At 72.4% G+C, this 25,606-nt stretch carries 19 protein-coding genes; 11 read left to right on the top strand and 8 right to left on the bottom strand.

Features of this window, described 5'->3' with window-relative positions; all coding sequences use genetic code 11:
- Positions 1–367 precede the first annotated feature (367 nt).
- Complete coding sequence (thpR, locus tag ACH4RC_RS18640; RefSeq protein WP_398201892.1) at positions 368–988, top strand: RNA 2',3'-cyclic phosphodiesterase; 621 nt, start codon at positions 368–370, stop codon at positions 986–988.
- A 118-nt stretch (positions 989–1,106) separates the two neighbouring features.
- Here thpR and ACH4RC_RS18645 read toward each other — a convergent pair whose 3' ends face one another.
- Complete coding sequence (locus tag ACH4RC_RS18645; protein ID WP_398201895.1) at positions 1,107–1,898, bottom strand: SDR family NAD(P)-dependent oxidoreductase; 792 nt, start codon at positions 1,896–1,898, stop codon at positions 1,107–1,109.
- A gap of 205 nt (positions 1,899–2,103) precedes the next feature.
- Between ACH4RC_RS18645 and ACH4RC_RS18650 the strand changes: the two genes are divergently transcribed.
- Together ACH4RC_RS18650 and ACH4RC_RS18655 are read left to right on the top strand one after the other, a co-directional pair.
- Entirely contained in the window at positions 2,104–2,991 is an 888-nt protein-coding gene (locus tag ACH4RC_RS18650; RefSeq protein ID WP_398201898.1) for an oxygenase MpaB family protein, read from the top strand.
- Positions 2,988–4,484: an aldehyde dehydrogenase family protein gene (locus ACH4RC_RS18655; protein ID WP_398201899.1), complete on the top strand. Its 1,497-nt coding sequence runs from the start codon at positions 2,988–2,990 to the stop codon at positions 4,482–4,484. Before ACH4RC_RS18650 ends, ACH4RC_RS18655 begins: the two co-directional genes overlap by 4 nt.
- An 11-nt stretch (positions 4,485–4,495) precedes the next feature.
- Here ACH4RC_RS18655 and ACH4RC_RS18660 read toward each other — a convergent pair whose 3' ends face one another.
- On the bottom strand, positions 4,496–5,122 hold the full coding sequence (locus ACH4RC_RS18660; RefSeq protein ID WP_398201901.1) for a TetR family transcriptional regulator: 627 nt from the start codon (positions 5,120–5,122) through the stop codon (positions 4,496–4,498).
- Between the two features lie 119 nt (positions 5,123–5,241).
- Here ACH4RC_RS18660 and ACH4RC_RS18665 point away from each other — a divergent pair, with 119 nt between their 5' ends.
- Positions 5,242–6,381: an acyl-CoA dehydrogenase family protein gene (locus ACH4RC_RS18665; RefSeq protein ID WP_398201903.1), complete on the top strand. Its 1,140-nt coding sequence runs from the start codon at positions 5,242–5,244 to the stop codon at positions 6,379–6,381.
- A gap of 81 nt (positions 6,382–6,462) precedes the next feature.
- Here the strand turns inward: ACH4RC_RS18665 and ACH4RC_RS18670 are convergent, their stop codons facing one another.
- Positions 6,463–8,295 (bottom strand): AMP-dependent synthetase/ligase, encoded by a 1,833-nt coding sequence (locus ACH4RC_RS18670; protein WP_398201904.1) that lies wholly within the window; start codon positions 8,293–8,295, stop codon positions 6,463–6,465.
- Positions 8,296–8,725: 430 nt separating this feature from the next.
- On the opposite strand from ACH4RC_RS18670, the gene ACH4RC_RS18675 reads away from it, so the two are divergent.
- Complete coding sequence (locus tag ACH4RC_RS18675; protein WP_398201905.1) at positions 8,726–9,364, top strand: TetR/AcrR family transcriptional regulator; 639 nt, start codon at positions 8,726–8,728, stop codon at positions 9,362–9,364.
- Between the two features lie 151 nt (positions 9,365–9,515).
- Positions 9,516–10,712: a TetR/AcrR family transcriptional regulator gene (locus tag ACH4RC_RS18680; protein WP_398201907.1), complete on the top strand. Its 1,197-nt coding sequence runs from the start codon at positions 9,516–9,518 to the stop codon at positions 10,710–10,712.
- Positions 10,713–10,733: 21 nt separating this feature from the next.
- On the opposite strand, the gene ACH4RC_RS18685 is transcribed toward ACH4RC_RS18680, so the two are convergent.
- The 3 genes from ACH4RC_RS18685 to ACH4RC_RS18695 all read right to left on the bottom strand — a co-directional run bounded on the left by ACH4RC_RS18685 (position 10,734) and on the right by ACH4RC_RS18695 (position 14,930).
- Positions 10,734–11,918, bottom strand: a complete 1,185-nt coding sequence (locus ACH4RC_RS18685) for an oxygenase MpaB family protein (RefSeq protein ID WP_398201910.1) — start codon at positions 11,916–11,918, stop codon at positions 10,734–10,736.
- A 166-nt stretch (positions 11,919–12,084) separates the two neighbouring features.
- Positions 12,085–13,302: a PP2C family protein-serine/threonine phosphatase gene (locus ACH4RC_RS18690; RefSeq protein ID WP_398201912.1), complete on the bottom strand. Its 1,218-nt coding sequence runs from the start codon at positions 13,300–13,302 to the stop codon at positions 12,085–12,087.
- The gene (locus ACH4RC_RS18695; protein WP_398201915.1) at positions 13,299–14,930 is read right to left on the bottom strand and encodes a CHASE3 domain-containing protein; all 1,632 of its coding nucleotides are present in this window, start codon (positions 14,928–14,930) and stop codon (positions 13,299–13,301) included. Before ACH4RC_RS18695 ends, ACH4RC_RS18690 begins: the two co-directional genes overlap by 4 nt.
- A 120-nt stretch (positions 14,931–15,050) precedes the next feature.
- Here ACH4RC_RS18695 and ACH4RC_RS18700 point away from each other — a divergent pair, with 120 nt between their 5' ends.
- Genes ACH4RC_RS18700 through ACH4RC_RS18710 form a run of 3 tightly spaced genes read left to right on the top strand, consistent with a single transcriptional unit; the run spans position 15,051 to position 16,259 of the window.
- Positions 15,051–15,413 carry a hypothetical protein gene (locus ACH4RC_RS18700; RefSeq protein ID WP_398201917.1) on the top strand — a complete coding sequence of 121 codons (363 nt, stop codon included), beginning with the start codon at positions 15,051–15,053 and terminating at the stop codon, positions 15,411–15,413.
- Position 15,414: 1 nt separating this feature from the next.
- Complete coding sequence (locus ACH4RC_RS18705; RefSeq protein ID WP_398201919.1) at positions 15,415–15,843, top strand: response regulator; 429 nt, start codon at positions 15,415–15,417, stop codon at positions 15,841–15,843.
- Positions 15,844–15,860: 17 nt separating this feature from the next.
- Positions 15,861–16,259 carry an ATP-binding protein gene (locus tag ACH4RC_RS18710; protein WP_398201922.1) on the top strand — a complete coding sequence of 133 codons (399 nt, stop codon included), beginning with the start codon at positions 15,861–15,863 and terminating at the stop codon, positions 16,257–16,259.
- An 18-nt stretch (positions 16,260–16,277) separates the two neighbouring features.
- Here ACH4RC_RS18710 and ACH4RC_RS18715 read toward each other — a convergent pair whose 3' ends face one another.
- Together ACH4RC_RS18715 and ACH4RC_RS18720 are read right to left on the bottom strand one after the other, a co-directional pair.
- Complete coding sequence (locus ACH4RC_RS18715) at positions 16,278–17,954, bottom strand: discoidin domain-containing protein (RefSeq protein ID WP_398201924.1); 1,677 nt, start codon at positions 17,952–17,954, stop codon at positions 16,278–16,280.
- A 141-nt stretch (positions 17,955–18,095) separates the two neighbouring features.
- On the bottom strand, positions 18,096–20,918 hold the full coding sequence (locus tag ACH4RC_RS18720; protein WP_398201927.1) for an AAA family ATPase: 2,823 nt from the start codon (positions 20,916–20,918) through the stop codon (positions 18,096–18,098).
- A 225-nt stretch (positions 20,919–21,143) separates the two neighbouring features.
- On the opposite strand from ACH4RC_RS18720, the gene ACH4RC_RS18725 reads away from it, so the two are divergent.
- Positions 21,144–21,911, top strand: a complete 768-nt coding sequence (locus tag ACH4RC_RS18725) for a hypothetical protein (protein ID WP_398201928.1) — start codon at positions 21,144–21,146, stop codon at positions 21,909–21,911.
- A gap of 69 nt (positions 21,912–21,980) precedes the next feature.
- Positions 21,981–25,601: an NACHT domain-containing protein gene (locus ACH4RC_RS18730; RefSeq protein ID WP_398201931.1), complete on the top strand. Its 3,621-nt coding sequence runs from the start codon at positions 21,981–21,983 to the stop codon at positions 25,599–25,601.
- The last annotated feature ends 5 nt before the right edge of the window (positions 25,602–25,606 follow it).

A 25,606-nucleotide genomic window follows, 5' to 3' on the forward strand; every position in this document is an offset into this window, starting at 1 on the left:
CTGAGATCGCCGCAGGCAGCAACGTCTCGGGGGTCAGCGTCCGGGAAGGCCAGGCCACCACTTGCTGTGCGACACCGACTGGGAGCACACCGTCGACGCCGCGTCATCCGACGGCAGGCGCGAGCTCGAAAAGAAACGGAGCCCACGAACCAGGCGGCAGGCACCCTTGACCAGCCGCACGAAGAGGGGGCCCGCCGGTGATCCGGCGGGCCCCGGCACGGGGCGTCGGACCCGCAGCCCCGTTCGGCCGAGGCTTGTCGTGATGTCGCTGTGCCGCGCGGCACCAGGGGCGTACACCGTCCCTCCCCCTGGCTGCGGGCACAGTCGGTCTTCGGCCCGCGCGGACGCATGCGGTAAGAAGACATCCGTGACCGAACCGCACCGGACCATCACCCAGCACGCGTTCATCGCCCTCGCGCCGCCCGACGAGGCGAAGAACGAGCTGGCGCACGCCCTGGGCCCGGCCTACGCCGCCTTTCCGGACCTGCGCTGGAACCGCATCGAGGACTGGCACATCACCCTGGCCTTCCTGGGCGAGCTGCCGGTGCGAACCGTCCAGCGGCTTCGTCCGCCCCTCGCCGCCCTGGCGGCTGCCCGCCCCTCTCTCGAACTGGCGCTGCTCGGTGGCGGACATTTCGACGACCGAGTGCTCTGGAGCGGCGTCGAGGGCGATCTCGACGGACTGCACGAGCTGGCCGAAGCAGTACGGGCGCGGGTCAGGGACTGCGACGTCGCCTTCCCCGAACGTCCGCTGCGTCCGCACCTCACGCTGGCCCGCGCGCGCCGCTACGACAGCACGTCCATAGGAGCGGCCGCCGCCTGCCTCGACGACTTCACCGGAAGCCCGTGGCAGACCGAACGCCTCCACTTGGTCGGCAGCACACCACGAGGCCACGAGGGCCCGCGACGCTATCAGGACATCGACGCTTGGACCCTGGTCACCGGGGACTGGACGAAGGCTTCCCGATCCGGTCCGGTCGGACGGTGACGCCGCTGACGGGCGCAGCGGGCGCAGCAGGGGCAGCGGGCGCGGTGGTGCCCGCACACGGCGATTCCCACTTCGCCCGTCCGCCCATCCGCCCATTGGCCCATCCGGTGATCACGCCTCAGATGGCCAGGATTCCGCCGTCCACCGCGACATGGCTGCCGGTGGCGAAGGAGGAGCGGTCGCTGAGCAGCCACAGCGCGGCCTCCGCGACCTCCTGCGGCTCGGCCATCCGCTTCTGGACCTGCCGCGCGACGAACGCCTCTGCCAGCTCCGGAATCGCCTCGACCGCCAAGCTGATCATCTCCGTGCGCGTGGTCCCCACGACCAGGGAGTTGACGCGGATGCCCTGTGCCCCGTACTCGGCGGCGGCCGTCTTCGTCAGCCCCAGCACGGCGTGTTTCGCCGCCACATAGGGGGCCGGTGCCCCGGTGGCGATGAGCCCGGCCGAACTCGCCGTGTTGACGATCGCGCCCCGGCCGGCGGCCAGCATGACGGGGATCTGGTGGCGCAGGCAGTTCCAGGTGCCCCGCACGTTGACATCCATGATCCGGTCGAAGTCGTCCTGCGGCTGCTCGTGCAGCGGGCCGAAGACGCTACCGGAATAGCCGGCGTTGTTGAAGGCTCCGTCGAGTCCGCCGAAACGCTCCACGGCCGTGGCGACGGCTCGTTCGACGTCCTCGGGCCGCGCCACGTCGCCGGCGCTCGCCACGGCGCGTCCGCCGGACTTCTCTATTTCCTCGACGAGTTGGGTGAGGCGGTCCGCACGACGGGCCATCAGGACGACGGCCGCGCCCTCGGCGACGAACAGCCGCGCGGCGGCCGCACCGATTCCGCTGGACGCCCCAGTGATCATCACGGTCCGGCCGGCCAACTGCGCCGCGCCGCGCGACTGTTGCTCTCGATCATTCATGGATCCGAGTAAAGCATCCAGGACGTGGCGCCGGCCGCCTCCGCGCACTCGCCCCGGGGCATCCGCTGCCCCGGGCGCACTGGACGCTCGCTCAGCGGCTCGGGTAGCCCGTACGTGAGCGCCCTATTGACGCCCCATGAAACAAGTCAATAGTTTGCGTATCTCCGACTCACCTGGGGTCGCGCCTCCCCCGAAGGGACCGCGCATGGGCCGTTACAGCCGTCTTCGCCGCGTCCAGCACATGGATCCGGAGCAGGACTTCGAGCAGATCTACCGGTGGATCACGCAGTACGAGTTCCCCCGTGACTACCTGCACGGGACGTCGATCGCGTTCCTGCGGGACTACGGGGTGCCGCGGATCTCCCGGTTGCTGGACCGTACGCAGGAGTTCGAGCGAGCCGGGCAGAAGCGGTACGACGACACGGTGCTGATCATGTACGAGATGGTCAGGGACGGGACGGGGTCGGAGCGCGGGCTGGCCGCGGCCGAGCAGCTGAACCGGATCCACGGGCGGTATCGGATAGCCGACGAGGACTTCCTTTATGTGCTGGCCACCACCGTTGTCGGGCCGAAGCGGTGGATCGATCGGTACGGGTGGCGGCGGCTGGCCCCGCAGGAGACCGAGAGTCTGGCGCTCGTCGGGCGGCGGATGGGCGAGATGATGGGGATCACTGGTGCGCCCGGCACCTACGCCGGGTTCGAACAGCTCCACGACGACTACGAGCGGGCGATGTTCGCCTACGACCCGGCCAATCGGAGAGTCGCCGCGGCCACCTTGCGGATCATGGCCTCCTGGTACCCGGCCCCTGTACGGCGGCTCGCGTCGCGGGTCGCGCTCGCTGTTCTGGACGAACCGTTGCTGGAAGCGCTGGGCTTCCGGCCCGAGCCGCGATGGCTGCAAAGGGCCGCAAGGCGCGGGCTGCGTGTCAGGGCCGCCGTCATCCGGCTGCTGCCCGGGCGGCCCGAGCGGTTTCCGCGCCGGCCCGAAGCGCGTACGTACCCCTTCGGCTGGACACTGGACGATCTCGGTCCGCACTGGGCGCACCCCCGGCCCGCTACTTCGCCTCACCCCGACCGTCAGGAGACCCGATGACCGACACCGCCGCGCCCCGGACCGGGACCTTCCTCACGTACTCCCCCGCGACCGGGAAGCCGATCGCCGAGCACCCCGTGCACGGGCCGGAGGAGGTGGACCGTGCCGTGTCCCGCGCCCGCGTCACACAGGGCGGCTGGGCGGCGCTGCCCGCCTCGCGCCGCCGTGACCATCTGCTGCGCTGGAAGAAGGCGCTGGCGCATCGCCTGAACGCCGTGGCGCGGACCATCGCCGAGGAGACCGGGAAACCCGCCGGGGACGCCGCCCTCGAGGTCGTCCTCACGCTGGAGCACCTGGGCTGGGCCGCTCGGCACGCCGAGCGGGTGCTGCGCAGGCGGAGCGTGGGCACCGGGCTGTTCACCGTCCACCAGCGGGCCTCGCTCGTGCACCGGCCGGTGGGCGTGGTCGGGGTCATCGGGCCCTGGAACTACCCGCTGTACACGCCGATGGGATCGATCGGGTACGCCCTGGCCGCCGGGAACGCCGTCGTCTTCAAGCCCTCCGAGCTGACCCCGGGCACGGGCGTCCTGCTGGCCGAACTCTTCGACGCCGCCGTGCCCGCGCACGCGGGGCTGTTCACCACCGTCACCGGCGCGGCCGGCACCGGCGACGCGCTGGCCCGGTCCGGTGTCGACAAACTGGCGTTCACCGGGTCGCCCGGGACCGCCCGCAAGGTGATGGCGGTGTGCGCCGAGACGCTGACACCGCTCCTCGCCGAGTGCGGCGGCAAGGACGCGGTGATCGTCACCGGGGACGCCGACCTCGACGCGGCCGCCGACGCGATCGTGTGGGGCGCGCTGAGCAACGCGGGGCAGACCTGCGCGGGCGTGGAGCGCGTCTACGCCGTACGGGACATCCACGCGGCGCTGTGCGAGAAGGTCGCCGAGCGGGCCCGCGCGATCCACCCAGGCGCCGAGACGGACGCCGGCTACGGACCGATGACCCTGCCGGGCCGGCTCGACGTCGTCGAACGGCACGTGTCCGGCGCGGTCGCGGCGGGCGCGCGGGCCGTGCTCGGCGGGGCCGGGTCCGTGCGCGCCCCGTACGTCACGCCCGTAGTCCTCGCCGATGTCCCCGAGAGCGCGGCGGTGATGACGGAGGAGACCTTCGGGCCGGTCGTCGCCATCAACCCGGTGCGCGATGTGGACGAGGCGGTGGAGCGCGCCAACGCCTCCCGTTACGCGCTCGGGGCCGCGGTGTTCTGCCGTGGCGGGCGTGCCGGTGCGGCCATCGCGGCGCGGCTGCGCGCGGGCGCGGTCTCGGTCAACTCGGTGCTGGGGTTCGCGGCGGTGCCCGCCCTGCCGTTCGGCGGTTCGCGGGACTCCGGGTTCGGGCGGATCCACGGGGCGGAGGGGCTGCGCGCCTTCACCTCCGTACAGTCGACGACGGTGCAGCGGTTCACCCCGCCGATCACGCTGACCTCCTTCGACGTGCCGGCGGCCACGCGGGAACGCGCCGTACGCCTCGCCCGCGCACTGCACCGGCGCCGCTGAGGCGCACCGCGTCAGGCGTCGAGCAGCGGGGCCAGGTAGCGGCGGGCGAACGCGCGCGCCTGGTCCTCGTCCTCCAGCTCGATGCAGCTGACCGGGTTGAGCAGGAAGGACACGGCGACCCGCACCATCAGCTCGGCGACCGGGCGCAGGTCGCCGTCCGGGCGGCCCTCCGCCTGCTGTGCGCGGCGCAGACGGTCCGTCAGGTACTCGACGGTGACGGAGAGGGACGGGCCGCCCTGCACGGTGAAGAAGGGCAGCACCAGCTCGGGCTCGACGCGCAGGAGGCCGCCGAAGAGCGGGTGGGCGCGGGTGTGGCGCAGGGCGACCACGAACCCCTCGACGACCCGCTCCTTCATGTCGGGCAGCACGGCCACCGCGGCGTCGAGGCGCTGGAAGAACCGGCCGAGCTCGCGCAGCAGGACCTCTTCGACCAGCGTGTCCTTGTTCTGAAAGCGCCGGTAGACGGTGACCCGGGAGACCTTCGCGCGCTTGGCGACATCGTCCACGGAGGAGCGGCGCAGGCCGAGCAGCGTGAACTGTTCGAGGGCCGCGTCGAGGATGCGGCGCGCCGTGTGGTCCTCGGGCTCCGGGCGGTCCAGGGCGCGGGCGAGCCACGCGTCGTTCGTGTCAGGTCGCATGGTGCGGTCAGTTCTCATGGTGCCCCTCACGATACCGGTGAACCAGCCCCTCAGAGCCGTTGTTACATCTAACATATCTTTGTAACGCACGCTGTGTTCCGCTGGACCGGGAGGACCTGATGGGCAGTCGACTCACCGAGGAGCAGGCCGCGTTCGTCGCGGCCGTACGCGATTTCGCCAAGCGCGAGTGCGGCACCCGCGAGCAGCGCGGCACGCTGTCGGCGGACGGTCACGAGGCCCACCACCCGCAGGTGTACGGAAAGCTCGCCAATCTCGGCTGGCTCGGGGTCTGCCTCCCCGAGGAGTACGAGGGCTCCGGCGGCGGCCTCGCCGACGCCTGCCTCTTCCTGGAGGAGACCTCGTACGGCATGGTCCCCTGCGGCGGCTTCGTCACCACGGTCATCACCGCGAAGGCGTACGAGCGGTTCGGCACCGGGCGGCAGCGGCAGGAGGTGCTGCCGGGCGCGGCGCGCGGCGACGTCCTCGCGATCGCCATGTCGGAGCCGGAGGCCGGGTCGGACGTCGGCGCGCTGCGCTGCCGCGCCCGGCGGCAGCCGGACGGCACCTGGCTGATCGACGGCCAGAAGACCTGGATCTCCAACGCGCACCTCGCGCGGAGCATCCTGCTCGTGGCCCGCACCGGCGAGGACAAGCACGGGGGCCTGACCATGTTCCATCTGCCCGCCGGCACCCCGGGCGTGCGGGTGCGGGGCATCGGGACGATGCGCGGCCGGGAGGTCAACGACGTCTACCTCACGGGTGTCCGGCTGCCCGCGGACGCGGTCGTGGGGCAGGTGAACGACGGCTGGCGGCAGTTGATGGCCGGGCTCAACCACGAGCGGCTGTTCCTGGCCGCGAACATGCTGGGTCTGGCGCGCCGCGCCTTCGACGACGCCGTCACCTATGTCCGCGGGCGCGAGCAGTTCGGGCGGCCGGTCGGTTCCTTCCAGGCGCTGCGGCACCGGATCGCCGATCTCGCCACCGAGATCGAGTGCGCCCGGCTGCTCGTGCGCGAGGTGGCCCTCGACTGCGACGCGCGGCCGGACACGCTGTTCCCGCGCGAGGCGTCGATGGCCAAGCTGAAGGCCACCGAGATCGCCAAGCGGGCGGCACTCGAAGGGATGCAGATGATGGGCGGCTACGGCTACACCACCGAGTTCGACATGGAGCGCCATCTGCGGACCGCGGTCGTCTCCACGGTCTACGGCGGGACGAGCGAGATCCAGCGCGACGTCATCGGCAAGAGCTACGGCCTCTGACGGCCTCTGAACGGCCTCTGGAAAGACCGGTGCCGCCTTCCCCCGGCGGGCAGGGCGGCGCCGGTCATGACGCCGGGCGGCTCACCCCTCGTACAGCCCCGACAACTCCCGCGCGTACTTGTCCCGGATGACCCGCCGCCGCATCTTCAGCGGCGGCGTCAGCTCCCCGGTCCCCGGGCCCCACTCCTCGGCAAGCAGCTCGTACCGTTTGACCTGTTCGGTGCGGTTGAGGCGGGTGTTGGCGGCGGTGACGGCGCGGTCGACCTCCGCCCGTATCTCCGGGTGGCGGACGAGCCCGGCCGGTCCGCCGTCCGTCCGCACGCCGTGCGCCGCGGCCCAGGCGGGGGCGGCCTCCGCGTCGAGCACGAGCAGGGCGACCAGGTAGGAGCGGTGGTCGCCGTGGACCATCGCCTGGCCGATGAGGGGGTGTTCCTTGAGCGCGTTCTCCACCAGGGCCGGTGAGACGTTCTTGCCGGTGGAGGTAATGATCATCTCCTTCTTGCGGTCGGTGAGCCAGAGGTAGCCGTCCTCGTCGACGCGGCCGATGTCTCCGGTGGGCAGCCAGCCGTCTCCGTCGAGCGCGGAGCGCACCGAACCGTCTGGCCGCAGATAGCCGCTGAAGACGGACGAGCCCCGCACCAGGATCTCGCCGTCCTCGGCGACCCGGATCTCCACCGACTCCACCGGCCGCCCCACCGAGCCGATCCGGAAACCGGTCCTGGGGCTGTTGCTGGTGGCCACGCCGGTGGTCTCGGTCAGCCCCCAGGCGTCCATGACGACGATGCCGAAGCCGGCCCAGAACCTGACCACGTCGACCGGCATCGGCGCCGACGCGCTCGCCGCCCAGGTCACCCGGTCGAGGCCACCCGCGACCAGGAGCGGCAGCAGCACGTCCTTACGGGCGCGGAGGTAGCGCTCCTCCAGCTCGGCGGGCGGCGTCTCACCCCGCTCGCGGTACGCGACGTGCTCGCGGGCGACCTCGAACGCCCCCTCGATCACCGCCTGTTGCCCGGCGGGCAGCAGCGAGAGGGCACCCCGCACGGCGGCGGAGAGCTTCTCCCAGATCCTCGGTACGCCGAAGAACTGCGCGGGGCGCACCTTGCGCACCACCTCGCCCACGCGCGTGGGATCGGCGCAGAGGTACACGTGCGAGGCGCGGTGGCAGGGGAGGTAGAGGCCCAGCATCCGTTCGGCGATGTGCGCGAACGGCAGGTAGCAGATGTGCTCGACGTGCGGCGGCAGCTCCACCACGGCGTCGAGCGCCAAAGCGTTGGACAGCACCTCGCGGTGGGTGAGGACAACGCCCTTGGGCTCGCCGGTGGTGCCCGAGGTGTAGACGACGGTCAGCGGGTCCCCGGGGCGTGCGGTGTCCAGCTCCTCGGCGAACTCGTCCGGCGCCTCGGCCCGGAGCAGCGCGGCGTACGGGTGGTGGCCGCCCTCCGCCCCGGCCTCGACCACGACGAGGTCCTCCAGCGGGGTGCCGGCGTCGGACAGCAGCGGCTCCCACACGGCGACCTGCGAGGCGCCCTCCACGACGGCGAGGCGGGCGCGGCAGTTGCGGGCGATGTGCGTGATCTGCTCGGGCGCGGAGGTGCCGTAGACGCTGACCGGGACCGCGCCCAGGCGGACGAGGGCAAGGTCGGAGAGCCAGTGTTCGGGCCGGTTCGCCATCATCAGGAGCACGTGGTCGCCGCCGCCGACGCCGAGCGCGCGGTAGCCGGCGGCGAGACGACGGGTGTGCTCGTCGACCTCCGCCCAGGTGAGCGTCGTCCACTCACCGTCCCTGTCCGCCGACTGCCAGGACAGGGCCGGGAGTCCGGGGTACGAGGAGGCATCGCGGGCCAGCAGTTGTGGCAGGGTCCGCTCGGCCGGGTCGCCGGGCAGGTCGCCGGTGGTGCGGGGTGCTGACGGCATGGGTCTCCTCCAGGGGTCACAGCCAACTCCGGACGCGCTCGATCAGCCGCGCGGGATCGGGGCCGGCCGGGGTGACGTCGAGCGTCGTCACGCCGCCGCCCGGAAGACCTCGACGCGGTCGCGGACACAGCCCTCGGACCCCGCCAGGCACAGCCGTTCGCACAGCTCAGCCGGTACGGCGGCCTCGGCCACCCATGCGGCGTCGAGACCCGCGGGCTCCAGAGCGGCGGCCCGCGGACCGGCGGCGTACGCCAGGGGTGTGGTCAGATGCGTCAGCAGGGGCTCTTGGGCGGATACCGAGCGTTCGCTAAGAACGTAGGGGGAACGTATTGAGCGGTCAACTCCCTGTGCGGGTATGGATTTTGCGGGTCGGCCCTGGGAAGGTGGCGGAAGAACTGAACGAGCGCTAAGTGGCGGAGAAGGAGGGATCGTGGGTTCACGGACCGACGAGGTGCGATCCGGGGCGGAGGGCGTGGTGCGGCACTGGCGCGCCTACGGACCGCTCGACCTGCATCCGATCCTGGTCCACGCCATGGAGGCGTTCAACGAGCACGGCTACCACGGCACCTCGGTACGGGCCATAGCGGCGCGGGTCGGTGTCACCGTGCCCGCGCTGTACTACCACTTCGAGAACAAGCAGGCCCTCCTCGCCACCCTCCTGGAGACGTCCATCAAGGACGTCCTCGACCGCTGCCGCGCGGCGGCCGAGGAGGCCGGGGACGATCCGCTCGCACGGTTCCGCGGCATGGTCGAGTCGATCGTGCTGTCCATGGCGCACCGCCGCCGGCTGGCGTTCCTCGACACGGAGATCCGCAGCCTGGAGCCCGAGAACCGAGCGCGCTACGTCGCCCTGCGCGACTACCTGGAGCACATGCTGCTCGACACCGTCGAGGCGGGCCGCGCGCGGGGCGTCTTCACGACGCCGATCCCGGCCGACGCGGTGCGGGCGGTGCTCGTCATGTGCCAGGGCGTCGCCAACTGGTTCCGCGCGGACGGCCCGCTCAGCGCGGAGGAGGTCGCGGAGCGCCATGTGCTGCTCTGCCTCGGCACCGTGGGGCATCGCAGCTGACCGCTTCGCCCGTCATCGACGACGAGAGGCCACGTGTGGACGTGGCCGTGGCCGCCATGCGGGACGCCCGTGTGGTGAAGCCCGTCCTCACCTTCATCACGAGGCCCTGAGCAGGGCAGGTCCGTCATAGGCATGTGGTTGACTGACGCGCATGGCTCCCGGTTCCCCGTCCGCGCGGTCGGCCGCGACCGCCGGTGCGGCGGCGGCCGGCCGGCCCCGCAACCGCAAGCAGCTCATCGTCGACGCGGCCGGGCGGGTCTTCAGCGAGCGCGGCTACCACAAGGCGTCCATGGAGATGGTCGCCGCCGAGGTCGGGATCACGGCGGCGGCGCTGTACCGGCACTTCCCCAACAAGTACGCGCTGTTCGCCGAGTGCGCGCACGTCATGGTGGACGGGCTGGTCGCCGCGCTCGACGAGGTGGCGCCCGGGGCGCCGCTCGCGGACGTGCTCGCCGCCGCCGCCCGGGTCACCGTCGCCCATCGCGCGTCGGGCGGCGTGTACCGGTGGGAGGCGCGCTACCTGGAGCGCGAGGACCGGCGGCGGCTCGGCGTGCAGTTCGGGCGGCTCGTCGCGCGGGTCGACGAGGCGGTGCTGCGCGAACACCCGCTGTCCGACGACCGGTTGCGGGCCATGGCCGCGCTCGGGGCCATCGGGTCCATCACCATGCACCACACGTCCATCGGCCCGCGCGGCGCGGAGGAGCTCCTGGTCGGCGCCGCGCTGCGGGTGGCCGCGACCGACCCGGCGGCGGCCGTGCCGGGCGCGGCCCCCGTCGAGCTGCCCGCCCGGCCGGTGCCCGGCACCCGGCGCGCGGAGATCCTCGCGGCCTCGGTCCCGCTGTTCGCCCGCGACGGCTTCGCCAACGTGACCAACGGGCAGATCGCCCGCGCCGTGGGGCTCGCCCCGTCCGCGCTCTACCGCCACTACCCCGGCAAGATCGACATCCTGGCCGCCGCCTGCCTCCAGGCGGCCGAAATCCTGGCCCGGGGTGTGGAGGAAAGCCTGCGGGACGTGACGGGGCCGCGCGAGGCCGTCGCCGCGCTCGCCGCGACGTACGTGGCCTACAGCTTCGAGTACACGGAGCTGAACAGTGTCGCCGAGGCCGAGGTCGCCGGTCTGCCCGACGATCTGCGGCGGCCCCTGGTCCTCGCGCAGCGCAAGCACATCGCCGTGTGGGAGCGGCAGCTGTGGCGGGCCCGCCCGGAGCTGGCGCCGCGCCAGGCCCGGGTCCTGGTGCACGCGGGCTTCGGTGTGGTGGTCGAGGCGGGGCGCCGGCTGCGCTGGCGGGACACCCCCGCCCACCGCGCGGCGGTGACCGCGCTGGCCGTGGGCGCGCTCGGCCTGTGACGGCGCTCCGGGAACAGGCGCTCAGCCCGCCCTGTTGCCGGTCGGGATCGTGATCGGGGTGGTGGAGCCGGAGCCGCCCTTGTTCAGGAAGAGCATGGCCAGGGCGCGGATGAACTGGTCGAACATGTAGAAGGTGCCGGGCATGACGGGTGAGAGTCCCTCGCGGAACAGGATGAACGCGGGCCACACCGTACGGACCAGGGCCGCCGCCGCGTAGTCGCGCTTCAGGCCCAGCCAGTCGCCGACCTCGTCGCTGAGGACGTAGCGCACGAACTCGTTGAGGAACCCGCGCGTGACGCCGAGGTCGATCTGCGCGGTCAGGCCGAGCAGCTCCTCGGCCAGGGCGATGCCCTCGGTGGACGGGGTGAGGATCGGGGTGAGAACCCGCGCCGACTGCTTCTCGGCCTCCGCCCATGTCTTGGGGATGTGCGCGTCGGGCACGCCGAGCAGGTGGACGGCGACCTGCCAGGAGTACAGGAACGCCTCCTGGTCGGCGGCCGGGTACGGGATCTTCCAGTCGAGCAGTTTGCGGTGCACGTAGGTGCCGAGGCTGTGGAACGTGACGAGGATGTCGGCAGCGCTGATCGGCACGGTCTCGTCGGCGACCGCCCGCCAGTGCGGCGACTGCGGCAGCAGGTGGCGTACGGCGGCGTGCACGACGCGCGTCTTGTTGGCGGTGACGACGAACTGGCCCGTCGGCCTGAACGCACCGAGCTGGGACAGGTCGTAGCCGAAGGTGAACGTCTTGGCGGCACGGTCCCGCATATCGGCGCCGCCCGCCGACCAGTAGACGCTCTTGGCCTCGCGCGGGATGACGGTGCTCATGATCCCGCTGCCGAGTCCGTACAGCATGAAGAGGTACGTGTCCCTGCGCCGGTTGAAGTCGGCGGCGCGGGCCAGCTTGGTCCGGTCGGCCCAGCCGGGCAGCTGGTCGACCTGGCGCAGGTAGGCGGTGAAGTCGGCGGGCAGCCCGCTGGGCAGCGGGTCGTTGTTGTTCACCCAGGACGCCCACGCGGAGTTGATCGCCGGTACGTGCCCGTTGTCGAGCATCGACGCCATGAGGGGGTCGGCCGCGTCGTCCCAGACCCACTCAGGGCCGCTGCCCGCGCCCGTCGACGCCCTCGCCTGCTGGAGCGGGTCCACCACGCCCACGAGGCCGAGCGCGACACCCAGCGACAGAGCCCTTCGCCTGCTGAGGTTCTCCATTGACTTACCTTCTTCCCGGAAGGGGCAGATGGTGCAACTACCTAGGCAGACCTGCAGTTTGCGCGACCAGGGCGGCGTTATCCACCGTCGCACTGATGTGATTTCTGGTTAACATAGCGAGGCGTGCCGCAGTGGGCAATGGGCGTGCCGGTACGAAGCCCGAGGGTCAGCGGCGGTGTTCGAGCTGCGGCTCCGCGAGCAGCGACGTCCGCGGACCGACGCCGTTCCACTCCAGCCGGAGGATGGCGAGGTCGTCGGTGTGCCGGTTGGCGTTGAGCTCGCGGACCCGGGTGATCAGCTCGTCGAGGTGCGCGTCGGTGTCGTCCGCCGGGATGCGGTCCATCAGACGGATGAGCCCCTCGACGCCGAGGCGCTGCGGCTCCTGTCCCTCGTGGCCCTCGACCAGGCCGTCGGTGTAGATCATCAGCGCCCCGTGCTCGGGCATGAGGAGTTCGCTGGCGTGCCAGTTGGCGTAGCCGGGCGCGATGCCCAGGGCGATGCCGTGCCGGGCGGGCACCTCGCGCGTCCTGCCGTTCGTGGTCAGCAGCGGGGCGTGATGACCCGCGAGGTACAGGGTCGCGCGGGCCTCGGCCGGGTCCAGGCAGGCCAGGGTGACGGTCGCGAACAGGTCGCTCTGCGTGCGCTCGGCGACCAGCATCCGCTCCAGGAGCAGCAGCAGCTCCTCGGCGCGGTGGCCGCCGAGCGTGAGGGAGCGCCACGCTATGCGCAGGCACACGCCGAGCGCGGCGGCGTCGGGGCCGTGCCCGCTGACGTCGCCGACGATGGCGTGCAGTTGTCCGTCCGGGGTCTGGACGACATCGAGGAAGTCACCGCCCAGTAAGGCCCGCTCGCGGCCCGGCAGGTAGCGGCTGGTGGCGCGGATGCTGGAGGCGGAGATCATCGGCTGGGGCAGCAGGCCGCGCTCCAGGCGGGCGTTCTCCTCGGCGCGCAGCCGTCCGGCCTGGATGTCGGCGCTGGTGCGCTCGGCCTGCTTGCGGTGGACGGCGTAGCGCACGGCGCGGTGCAGCAGGTCCGGGGCGACCTGGCCCTTGACGAGGTAGTCCTGCGCACCGGCGGCGACGGCCTCGCCGCCCGCCTTGGACTCGGCGAGCCCGGTCAGAACGATGATCGCCGAGTCGGGCGCGATCTCCTGGACGGAGGCGACCGCGCCTATGCCGCTGGCGTCGGGGAGGTGCAGATCGAGCAGGATGCAGTCGGCGGAGTGCACGGCCGGTTCGGTGCGGACGGCGGCGAGCGAGGTGCACCGGACCAGGGTGTAGCGCAGTCCGGTGTCGATCAGGAGCTCCTCCACGAGGAGGGCGTCACCGTCGTCGTCCTCGACCAGGATGATCCGTACGTGCTGCTCGGACACGGGGGCGTTCATCGCGCGGCCGCGCCCTCGGCGGTGTCGTCCTGCGGGGCGGGCTCCTCGGCCGCGGCGAGCGTGAAGACGATCCGGGTGCCCGGCGTGTGGTCCGGGTCGATGCCGATGGTGCCGCCGTGGAACTCCGTGATCTTCTTGCACATGGCGAGGCCGATGCCGCTTCCTGGATAGGCGTCCTTGGTGTGCAGGCGCTGGAAGATGACGAACACCTTCTCCGCGAACTCCGGGGCGATCCCGATGCCGTTGTCGCTGACCGCGAAGTGCCACAGGGCACCGTCGCGGACCGCCTCGATCCTGATCTCGGGCGCACGGTCCGCGTGGCGGAACTTCACGGCGTTGGCGATCAGGTTCTGCCACAGGATGCCGAGCTGGGTGGCGTCGCCCGTCACGGTGGGCAGCGGATCGTGGACGACGCGGGCCCCGGACTCCTCGATGGAGACGCTGAGCGCGTCGAGCGTCTGGCCGACGACCTCCTCCAGGTCGACCTCGCGGTGGTCGTTGTGGACGCGGCCGACGCGCGAGAACTCCAGGAGGTCGTTGATGAGCTTCTGCATGCGGTTCGCGCCGTCCACCGCGAACGCGATGTACTGGTCGGCCCGCTCGTCGAGCTGTCCGGCGTAGCGGCGCTGCAGGAGCTGGCTGAAGCTGGAGACCTTGCGCAGGGGTTCTTGCAGGTCGTGCGAGGCGACGTAGGCGAACTGCTCCAGCTCGGAGTTGGAGCGGCGCAGCTCCGCCGCCTGTTCGTCGAGGCGGTGGCGGGCCTCCTCGGTGAACGCCAGTTCGTCCAGGAGGCGGCGGCGCATCGCGTCCATGTCCGCACCGAGGCGGCGCAGGTCCGCGGGCCCGGTGGCGACGACGGGGTGCTGGAAGTTGCCGCCGGCGACCGCGCGGGCGTCGGCGCCCAGCTGGGCGAGCGGGTTGGTGACGCCGCGCCGCAGACCCTCGAAGATCAGGACCGTGAGCAGCAGGATGACGACGGCGATGCTGATGAAGATGGAGTCGCGCAGCCGGGTCGCGCCGCGCAGGTCGTCCAGGGCCGCCTCGCGGGCGACGCGCTGGTGGTCCTGCTGGACGACCATCGCCTTGCGCAGCGCGTCGAACGAGGACTTGCCCTCGTTGGTGCGGCGCGTGGCGGTCTCCACCGGCTCACCCGCCGGGGCCTCGGCGATGGGCTCGGCGAAGGAGCGCTGCCACGCGCCCGCCTTGGCGAGCACGTCGTCGAGGTCGGCCCGTCCCTGGCGGTCGTCGGCGACCAGCGTGCGCAGTTCCTTCTCCGCTCCACGCTGGTCGTCGATGCCCTCCTTGTAAGGGGCCAGGAACGAGCGCTCCCCGGTGAGCCCGTAGCCGCGTACGCCGGTCTCCTGGTTGACCAGGGCCGCTTCCAGGCGCACGGAGTTGGACAGGGCGGGGCTTCGTTTGTCGACCAGTTCGTCGGTGAGGGCGGACGCCCGGTTCAGGGCCCACAGGCCGAGTCCGCCGAGGACGGTGAGCACGACGAGGGCCAGGGTGGCGCTCACCAGCAGCCAGCGGTGCGTCGTCCACGACGCGCGGGACGCCGCACGGGGCGCCGCGGGAGGCGTGGCCGCGCGAGCGGTTTCGGAACGTCGGCTTGTGACGTCGGTCGCCATTCCGGGGCGCTCCTCGGGGATCAGTCAGGGCCGCCTCATCTGCGCGCGGCGTGCATACTGTAACCGCAAACCGACAAGTCATGTTGTCGGACCGATGGCAGGTTCCCTAAGGTGGGCGGCATGCCTGGCAAGCAGTTCTCGCTACGCGTGACCGAGGAGGAGATCGCCGAGCTGACCAGCGGCGCGCTCGACGACCTCGTCCGCCGGCTCACCACCCACGCCCTCGATCCCCGTCCCGCCGACGGCACCGTCACGCCACAGTCGCAAGCACTGTCACGGCTGTACATGATCCTGCAGCTGCGCGGCGCGCTGGACCGCCTCGAGTACCAGGCGGCACAGGACGCGGTCGCGGCAGGTGCCGGTTACCCCCAACTCGGCGGTGTACTCAACATCACCCGGCAGGGGGCCAGGAACCGCTGGCCCGACCTGATCACGCACCCGTCCCACACCGCAGCCCCTTCCACCCCGCCCCGGAGCCCATGAGATGACCACGCCGCCCCGTCCCTACGACGTCCTCCTCGTCGAGGACGACCTCGCCGACGCCATGCTGGTCCAGGACGCGCTGACCGCGCGCGGCGCCCGTAATCTGCACCAGGTCGAGGACGGACTCGCCGCTCTGGAGTACCTGCGCTCGCCGCAGTCCACCCGCCCCGACCTGATCGTCCTCGACCTCAACATGCCGCGGATGAACGGGCGCGAACTGCTCGCCGTACTCAAGGGCGACGACGACCTGCGCACGATCCCGGTCGTGGTCCTCACGACGTCTGCGGCGCCGGACGACGTGACGGGCGCGTACCGCCAGTACGCCAACGCCTACGTCACGAAGCCGGTCAACCTCGACGACTTCGAGCAGGCGGTCCAGAGCATCGACGCGTTCTACCTCGACACGACCACGCAGCTGCCCCGTTCCTGAACGCTTGGAGGAATCCCGTGGGTGCTCCGGACGCATCCGACACGGAGCGCTTCACGTGCGCGCAGGCGCGGACAGAGACCAGTGAGGCCGTGCTCCCGCTCTGCGCCGACCTGCCCGCGCCGCGCGCCCGCCGTCTGCACGAGGACGCGCTCCTGGTCGCCAGCGAGCTCGCCTCGAACGCGCTGCGGCACGGCGGTGGCCTCGTCCGCTTCGGCGCCCGCGCGCACGATGGCGCGCTGGTGATCGAGGTCGCGGACGGGAGCCCCGAGGTGCCGCTCCTGCGGCCGCACGACCCGGCGGTCCCCGGGGGGTTCGGCTGGATGATGGTGAACAACCTGGCGCACTCCGTCACCGTCGAGCCGCACGGCGGCGGCAAGACGGTCCGCGCCGTTCTCGACCCGGCGTCCTACCGCTGAGCCCTTGCCCCGGGACCGTCACGCGTCGGAGTAGATCTCCAGGGCGGACAGCTGGCCCGCGGGCCATCCCGTGTTCGCGGTGAACCGCAGGCGTACGTGGCGGACGGTGGCGGCGGTGACCGTCAGCGTCACGGTGTTGCCCGTCGCCGGGTCGAAGGTGCGGGCCGCGGGCGCGAGCAGCGTGGTGAAGTCGCCGCCGTTCCCGCTGCCGAGCACTTCGAGGGTCTGGGTGCGCCTGGCCCAGGCCGGGTCGGGCGGCAGGGACAGGACGAGGCGGCGGACCGTCGTCGCGGCGCCGAGATCGACCTGGAACCACTGCGGGAACGCGTTGTTCGGGCTCTCCCAGTACGTCCGCGCGTCCCCGTCCACCGCGTTGCCCGGCGCGTAGACCTGGGTGTGTCCCGAGGCGGTCGCGGGCCTGCGCAGCGCGAGGTCCCCGCGCGGCGGCGTCGTGCCGCCGGGCATCGGCGGTGTGGGGCGGACGGCGGTGAGCGGGATCTGTCCCTTGAGCATCCGGCCGCCGTCACCGGTGAGCCGCAGGTAGTAGTCGGCGGAGCAGGCGGTGCCGTCCTCGTCCAGGCCGAGGAAGCCCGAGTCCGTGGGGACGAAGGCCGCGCTCTCGGCGGTCTTGGCGATCTGGTTGCCCTCGTTGTACTCGTCGAACATCGAGATGTAGATGCCCTGCGCGCCGAGGCGGACCATGTTGTAGAGCTGCCGCCACATGAAGTCGCCGTGGGCGCGCTGGCGCGACTGGACATCGCCGGGCAGGACGCAGGGCTGGTAGTCGATGCCATGGGCATTGCAGTCGGCCTCGTCCGGGGTGTTGACGTCGGTGAAGAACCGGTCGGTGTCGGCGACGGTGCCGATCCTGCCGACCATCCACGGCGAGAGCATGTCGAAGGCGTGGTAGACGTCGAGATAGCCGGGGCGCGAGTCCTCCCGGCCGGTGCGCCAGTGGGTGGGCACGCCGCCCATCACGTAACAGCCCTGCGCCTTGAACCAGTTGACGACCTCCAGGCAGTCGGCGGCGGGCCACGCCTTGTTCGGCTCGTTGAAGCCGAAGCCCCAGATGCCGACGACGGGCTTGCCGTTCTGCCGCGCGTAGGCGGGCGACGCGGTGTGGGCGCGCATCTTCGCGGTCCAGTCGGCCGGTATCCCGGTGCGCATGTCCGTCCAGCCGGTGGCGTCGTACATGATGTAGAACTTCCGCCCCGAACTCTCCGCCGCGCCGCGCACCTTGGCGGCCATGGCGTCCCGGGTCGGCCCCTCGGAGCTGTTGGGGTCGAAGCGCTGGAGCGCGGCCGTGTCGATGGCGTTCTCCCGCATCCACCGGAAGTGGGTGTCGACCGTCTGCTGGTCGTACGAGGAGAAGAGGGTGGCGGGCGAGCCGTTGCCGAGGTTCGCGTAGGCGGTGCGGTGGCCGGAGGTGTAGTCGCGCATGTCGGGCCAGCTGCGGATGGCGTTGTTGCCGGGCGAGGGCGGCTGCCCCCAGTTCCCGCTCCAGTGCCACCACCCGTCGATCGGCGCCCCGTCGCCCCGGCAGGCGAACCAGCCCTGATAGCCGACGGTGATCCGGCCGACGACGTCACCGGGCGGGGACGCGGCGGCCGCCCGGCCTGCGGCGGGGAGCCCGACGGCGGCGACGGCGCCGGTCGCGAGAGCGGATCCGAGGAGGGTGCGCCGCGTAAAGGTCATGGGGGGTCTCACCTTCGAAGGGGGCGGGGGCATGACAACTTTGCGTAGCGACGGCGTAGGCCACAAGATGTGTGAGCGCAAAGTATGGACTGGCCGACTCAAAAAACCTATGAACAGCCGGAGTCACCCCCGCGGAAGCCGTCAGCTCAGCGCGTCGGCCGTCACCAGATACCGGGCCAGTTCGGAGCGCGACCGTACGCCGAGTTTGCGGTAGACCCGGGTCAGATGGGCCTCCACGGTCTTGCGGGACATGAAGAGGGCCGTCGCCGCCTCACCGTTGCTGCGTCCGTCCCCGATGGCCAGGGCCACCTGCAGTTCCTGGGCTGTGAGCCGGTCGATGTGCGGCTCCGGAGTGCGCGTACCGGCGGCCCGGTGGCCGGCCGCGGCGAGCTCCACCGCCGCACGGCTGCGCCAGGGGACGGCGCCGAGCCCCGCGAAGGCCACCTCCGCGGCGAGGAGCAGCACCCGCGCCGCCTTCGGCCGCCGGAAGCGGCGCAGCAGCTCTCCGCAGACCAGTTGGGCCCGCGCGAACTCGAAAGTCATCTCCTCGCGTACGTGGACACGTTCGGCGGCACCGAACCACGTCTGCGCCTCGTCCGCGGACCCGGCCAGCATGATGCGGCAGTGCGCGTGCGCGGCCCGGGGCCAGGCGAGGCCGGTGGACCTGGCGCGCTCCTCGACCCAGTCGGCGAGGCGGACCGCTCCGTCCCGGTTGCCGGTGCGCAGATACGCTTCGGCCAGCTCCGTCAGGAAGGGCATCAGCCGGGGGTTGCCGAGTCCTGCCTCGTGCGCGAGGGACAGGGCACGCTCCAGGTGGACGGTCGCCGCTTCCGGCTCCCCCGCGGTGAGCGCCGCCGAGCCGAGCGCCGCCTGCGCGCAGACCTCCAGCCCGCGGATCTTGCCGCAGTGCTGCTCGTAGGCGGTGATCCGGTCCTCGCACCCCGCCCGGTCACCGCGCAGTCCGTCGAGCCGCGCCAGCAGGATCAGCGCGTAGCCGGCCATCGCCCGGTGGCCGAGCTCCTGGGCCCAGCGCAGGGCCTCGGCCCCCGCCGCCCGGGCCGACGGCCAGCGGTTCCACGACGCCGCTTCGCATCTGCCGGTCAGCGCGTACGGCAGCAGAACGGGAACGCTGTCGCGCCTGGCCCGGTCGATGACCGCGTCGAGGACCGTCGTCGCCGCCTCCGGCTCGTCCACCCAGGCAAGGGCCTGACCGATCTGCACGGCCAGCTGCTGTTCCTCCACCGGCCAGTCGCCGTGCAGCGCCGCCCGGCCGGCCAGCAGGAGCGTGCGGCCCTCCCCCACCTTCCCGGCCAGGGCCATGGCGCGGCCCCGCATCACTTGGGCGAGGTGACGGGACGCGGCCGTCCCCGGCGTCCGGCCCTCCCGCGCCTCCAGGGTGTCGGCCAGCGCCATGGACCGTGCGGAGATGTCGAGGGCCAGGGTGATGCGGCCGTCCATCGCCGCGGGCACGGTGGCCGCCCCGTACAGCGCGCAGGCCCGGGAGCGGTCCACCGGCTCCACCGCCTCGGCCGCGGCGAGCAGGCAGCGATGGGCCTGCGCCGGCTCGCCGAGCCAGGCGCGGGCCTGGCCGCGCAGCAGCTCGATGTCGGCGGTCAGGCGTGCGTCCGCACTCCAGCGCAAGGCGTTCTCGCACCAGTCGACGGCGTTCCGCGAGGCGCCGCCGTAGAAGGCGTCCCGCGCGGCGTCGAGCCACCGGCGGGCCCGGTCCGCGGGCGCGGGCGACAGTTCGGCGGCGCGGTTCCAGGCCTGGGCCGCCGCGCCTAGCGCCCCGCGGCGGCGGGAGCGTCCGGCCGCCCGCGCCAGCGCCGCGGCCACGCTCTCGTCGGGTCCCGTCGCGGCGGCGGCGAGGTACCACGTCCGTACCTCCCCGGTCGACAGGTCCGCCAGTGTCTGGTAGGCGCGCAGCCGTCGGGCGGCCGGGCAGTGCCGGAACACCAAGGGCCTGAGCACCGGATGACGCAGTTCGTAGCCGTCGTCCAGAAGCCGGACGAGGCCGCGCTCCTCCGCCTCGTCCAGGGCGGCGAGCGGCAGTCCGTCCGCGTTCAGCGCGCGCTCGAGGAGGGCGAGTTCGGGGACCCGGCAGGCCGCGACGTACACGAGGGCCGCACGCGTCTCGCGGGAGAGCGTCCGCATCCGTCCGAACCAGGCGCGCTCGACCAGCGGGCCGGGTGTCTCCCAGGCGGCTATGGGGAGTTCGCCGCCACGCTTCCTGGCTTCGGTGTGCGCCGCCGCGTACTCCACGAGGACCAGCGGGTTTCCCATGCTGAGCCGGATGAGGCGGGTGGCGGCCGGCTCGGCGGCGGCCACCCCGCGGCGCTCCAGGAGCTGTCGGCAGTCGTCCTCGTCGAGGGGTGCGACGGTCAGCCAGGGGACGCCCTCCCAGGCGACGTCGTCGTCGGCGGCCGGGCGCACGGCCATCACCAGTGCCACCCGCTCGGTGTCGAGGCGGCGGGCGACGAACTGCAGGACGCGTCGCGACGAGGGATCCGACCAGTGCAGGTCGTCCGCCAGCAGGACGAGTGGTTCGCGCTCCCCGGCGGCGGCCAGCAGGCCCACCGTTCCGGCACACACGGCGTACGGGTTCGGTTCGGCCGCGTCGACCAGGGCGAAGCACGTCTGCAGCGCCCTGCGCTGGGTCGCCGGCAACTCGTCGAAGTGGGCGCGCAGCGGCAGCAGCAGATCGGCGAGGACCGTGTAGGGCAGCACGGCCTCCGACTCGATGCCCCGGGCCCGCAGCACTCTGTGGTGCGTCGAGTCCGCGACGTGGCCGAGCAGATGGCTCTTGCCGATGCCGGGCTCGCCCCGCAGCAGCAGCGCCGCCCCCCGGTCGGGCAGCGACTCCAGCAGCCCTTCGAGCAGCGCGCACTCCCGGTCGCGCCCGACCGGCGCCCGTGCCCCGTCCTGTTCCGCGGTCCGTTCCCCGCGCAGCGTCGGCTTTTCCATGATGCCCCCGTGTGCATCATCGCCGCGGCCCTGCGCCGCTCGACCAGCATGCTCCTCGGGGGCGGTCACCCGGGGGCCGCAGACCGCCATTCATCCCGTGCTACGCCATCCTGCGGATGCTCGTGTCCGGCACGGGGAGCGGGGAGTTCCCCGATGCGCTCCCGTGTGCGCGGGCGGTCAGCTGTGGAGAGGTGCGTGCCTTGTGTGCTCCGCGTAGGAGGCGTCGTGGTCGTTGGCGAGAACTGGCCGGACGTCGTGGAGCTCAAGGTGGACCTGGACCCGGAACAGGCGCGCGACGCGGGGATCTGGGACGCCGCCGTGGGGCGTGGCCTCAGCCGCAGGATCTGGTTCTGCGAGCGGCCCGGAGCGTCGCCCGTACGGCTGCCGCTGCTCGACTCCGGTGTGATCCTGCGGCTGCGCGAGACGCGGGCGCGCCCCGACGAGACCACCGCGCGGCTGCGGCCCTGCCGCCGGTCCCGGCTGACCGCCGACTGGTTCACGCCACCGCACACCGGCAGCGAACTCCTCGACTGCGTGTCGGACTGGTGCGGCGACAGGCGGTGTCTGTCCGTGTCGGTCACGGCCCGGCACCCGGCCGGTACGATCGCCCGCGCCCTGGCCGAGGGCGCGCCGCCGGGCCGGCTGTTCACCGCCACGCAGCGGAAGTTCCTCACCGCCTGCGCGGACCGCCCCGTGCTGTCCGGGCCGGGGACGGTCCTCGGCCCCGTGCACGTCCGCCGGTGGCCGGCGCTCGTCTGGTGCCGTATCCCCGTGAGCGTCGAGCGGTGGGCGGTGACCGGGGCGTCGGGGGTCCGTCTCGACATCGTCGAGCTGTCCCGCCGCGTCGAGCGGCAAGGCGCGGAGATCGCGCAGCTCGCCCTGGAGAGCGGGCTGCGCAGGCGCGGCATCGAACCGGGTGACGCCGGACAGGGCTCCAAGACGCGCCGCTTCCTGGAGCTGCTGGAAGCCGCGCGCTGGGGAACTCCCGGATGACGGGGGCGGGCGGGGTGGGGTCCGCTGGTCCACGAGCCGGACCGCGCGGCCGTGAAAGGAGCTGTCCTCATGCCCTCCACCCTCCGCCCCCCGCGTGTCGGCGTCGTCGTGGGTCCGCCGGAGGGCGGCGTCCTCCGGGAAGCGTGGGCGCATGCGCGGCGCCCGTTCCTGGCGGTCTTCTGGCGGTCGCGCACGCAGTGGCTGCTGCGCCGCGGCACCTCGGAGCCGAACCGGTGGCGCAACCCGTTCTGGACCTTGGTGCTGGTCTGTGTCAACTGGCTCCTGGCCCTGCTCCTGACCGGCTGGGTCGTCCGGTCCGTGCTGACCATCGTGTTCCACCGCGACAGCGGCGGCTGGAGCTGGGGAGGGTTCGCCCCGGACAAGGGGTGCACGCAGATCGCCACCTCGTGCGGCGCCGTCACCTCGGTCACCATGCCCGTACTCCTGCTGGCCGTCTCGACCGTGCTGTTCCTGTCCTGGCGGCTCTGGCGCGTGAACCGCTTCTGCACGCTCCTGGCCAGGACGTCCCCGGACCGTCTGGTGCAGACGGCCGGCAGTCTCATGGACGACGTGGTCGGGCGCGACCACCTCTGCAACGCCATCATGAACAACCTCTCCGACCGGGACGCCCGCCGCCCGCACGTCGTGGTGGGCACGGTGGGCTCGGGGAAGACGGCGCTGCTGGTACGGCTCACCGGGAAGCTCGCCGCGAAAGGGGCCGTCCCCATTCCCCTGCGGCTGTGCGACGCCGACCGGGAGCTGGACTTCAGCCGGCTCGCGAGCGAACGCTTCCGCGAAATCGTGAAGCCGAAAGTCCGCTCCGACGCGGAGCTGGACAGGATCTGGCGCTGGCTCAGGCAGCGGGCGAACCGGATCGTCGTCCTCGCCGACGGGCTTGAAGAGGCCCTGAACCACGACAGGGTGCGCGGTCAGCGCGACAACCTGATCCGGGAGGCCATCCGCAAGGCCGACGCGGAGGGGCTGCCGCTCGTGATCGCGGCGAGGCCGCACGCTCCCCTGCGAGCCATGGAGTCGGCCGTCACCGAGCTCGAACCGCTGAGCGCGGAGGCGGCGCTGCACTACATAGCCCGTGGCGGCAGCTGGCGCTCCGATCCGCTGATGCTCGACCGGATCGTGGAAGTCGCCAACATGACGGAGTCCCCCCTCTATCTGCAGATCGCCAAGGACCTCCACCGCAGGGACCTGCTCGAACCGCTGTGGACGGAAGGGGTGGAGAACCCGCTCCTGCACGACACCTGGGCCCTGCGCACCGATCTGCTCGAGCAGTGGGTGGACGCGCTCGTCCAGGGGGACGTGCACCCCGAACTGCCGATCGACCAGGACACCCGACAGGCCGTGGTCCAGCACCTTTCGGCGCTGGCCTGCATCGGTCTGGCGACGGACCGGGCCCAGGTGGGGCTGTGGGAGCTCGACCCCGCGATCGGCGCGGGGCAGCACAGCACCGGCTTCCAGAACGGGGGCGCGCCACAGCCGCAGGCCAACAAGGACTGGGTGCGCCTGGTCGCCGAGGAGCTGGACCAGCAGCTGTCCCGGTACACCGAACCGTTCCCGGCCGGGTCCGGATCCACCGCGAAGGCCCCGTCGGGGCCCCGGGTGGACGTCCGGCTCGCCGCGACCTGGGGCGCACGGATGGGGCTGGTCCACGAGTACGGCGAAACCGTGCGCTTCCAGCACAGCATCATGCAGGCCCACCTCGCCGCCCGCTGCCTTCAGGCGGTCTTCCGTGGTTCGCCCGATACGCAGCAGCACATCAGTGAGGCGCTGAGGCGGGGCGGACGGGAACTGCTCATCGCCCTGTCCCTGTACTCGCGTCTGCCCGAGGGCCGCTGCACCTGCCTGGACTGCTGCCGGCGGGATCGACGGCGCACCTGCCCGGTCACACGTATGCGCGCCTTGTTGCTCGACGAGTGCGATGCCCTCCTGGAGCAGTCGAGGACGGCCAGGCTCGCGCCGCGGCACCGCGCGGCCCCCGGCGACCGCATCCTCGACGACCACGGCAGTCCCCGGCTGCGGGCCATCGAGGTCTACGGCACCGCCGTCGAGATCGACAGTGTCGACGAACACCCGGACCAAGCCGCCCTGTTCGCGGCGGTCCGGGAGCACTGGAGGGAGTTCGGGCGGGGCGAGGACCCCGACCGGCTCCGCGCGGCGAAGCTGGCGCTGATCGCCCAGTGCGGATTCGCGGCGCGCCGGGTGGCGGCCACCCGGAACGCGGGCGCGCCGTCGCGCCGGGTGGCCGCCACCCGGGGCGCGGGCGCGCCCCCGCCCTACCGGTCGCTGTTCGAGATCGGCCGCGGCGACTCCGACCGGCAGGTGCGCGGCGCCATCGCGCGCGAGATCGGGGCAGGGGGCCCCACGGCGTACCGGGCGATGTACAAGGATCTCGCCGAGCCCAGGACGGTGATCGACACGAACCGTCCGCCGACGACGCCGCCCGACCCCGGGAAGGCGCCTGAGGGCTGTCCGCCCGCAGCCCGCAGGGGCGACCAGCGGGAGCGCCGCGGCCGGTGGCGCCGCCGGACCCGGGACACGGAACAGCTGGAACGCAAACGCGCCGATCAGGAGATGACACAGGAATGGGAGGAGTGGAACCGCGAGATCATGTGCGCGTGGATGCTTCCCCTGCTCGTCGTCACGACCCCCATGAGCCACCACCTCGGCAGCCCCCGCGACGACCTGGAGAAGTGGGTGGCCGTCGCGATCCGCAACACGGCCGAGAGGGACGACGCGGGCCGGGCACGCGGTCTCGGCCTGGCATTAGCCCACGGCTTCAAGTACGCCGCCAACCTGCGCCCGGATCCGCGAGCCGGTGACGGCGCACGCGAATACCTCATCAAGCAGGCCCGGGAACTTTTGCAGCACAGCACGTTCTGGTACACCAGGCTGACGCTCCTTCAGGCGCTGACCCTCTGGGCGCTGCCCGACGACGTCACCGAGCCCTACCCGATCCGCGGCCACCACTCGGATCCGCGAGGACAGGTCCGGGAGTGGCTGGGCGACCGGCGACAGCACCCCTTGGTCGAAGCGGCCGCACGGCTGGCGGTGCGGGCTCTGCAGACCCGGCGCCCCGAGCGGTTCCTGTGGATCGACGAGACCGGTCTGGCCGCCGAGGTCGGCACGGAGGTCGGCCCGCCCGGGGAGCAGCGGGTCCACAACCTCTGGCTGCCGCCGTCCACGGGCTGGAGCACCCTCGACCCCGCCGCCCAGCAGCTCCTCGCGGACGTGCTGCTGCTCGTCGTCCTCAGCGAACGCAAATACCGGCCGAAGTACCTGTTCCGCTTCCTGGGCGGCGCCCCCGAGGCCCATGCGCAGCTGCCGTCCTGTCTCAGCAAGGACCGGACACGGCTGGATCCCGTACGCGCCACGGGCCGCACCGCACAGCCGGGGGACAACTGCACGGACGACTGCGTGCTGAAGATGTGCCCGTACCCCGCGAAGGTGGAGACGGTGCGGTCGGAGTTCACCGAGGTCTTCTGTCTGCGCCTGCACGAACTGCTCAGGCGGTGGCGCCCGCACGACTGGGTGTTCCTTCGCTTCCGCCGCAAGATGCCGTGGCAGCGCAGGGTTCCGGTGGCGGTCATGCGCCGGTTCTGGAACGAGATGGGCAGCCGGGCCCGGGACGCCGACCCGCGGAAGTCGGGCGACGCACGCGGCCGCCCGTCCGCCTGACGCGG

The organism is Streptomyces sp. NPDC016845 (assembly GCF_044332585.1).
Taxonomy (GTDB): Bacteria; Actinomycetota; Actinomycetes; order Streptomycetales; family Streptomycetaceae; genus Streptomyces.